Here is a 222-nt window from a genome sequence, read left to right on the forward strand (position 1 = left end):
TCGGCGATGAGGTGGTGGTGGACTTTATCAACGGTGACCCGGACCGTCCGATTATTACCGGGCGGGTGTATAACGAAGCAAGCATGCCGCCGTGGGCGCTGCCGGCTGCGGCCACGCAGATGGGCTTTATGAGCCGCACGAAGGATGGCTCCGTGGATAATGCCAATGCCCTGCGCTTTGAGGACAAGGCGGGCGCAGAGCAGGTGTGGATCCAGGCTGAGC

At 62.2% G+C, this 222-nt stretch carries 1 protein-coding gene; it reads left to right on the plus strand.

The features are described 5' to 3' along the window. A partial coding sequence (locus AAIR21_RS28270; protein ID WP_434682897.1) for a bacteriophage T4 gp5 trimerisation domain-containing protein occupies positions 1-222 on the plus strand: 222 nt, incomplete at both ends.

This window comes from Enterobacter sp. PTB, assembly GCF_051130085.1.
In the GTDB taxonomy this organism is placed as follows: Bacteria; Pseudomonadota; Gammaproteobacteria; order Enterobacterales; family Enterobacteriaceae; genus Enterobacter; species Enterobacter ludwigii.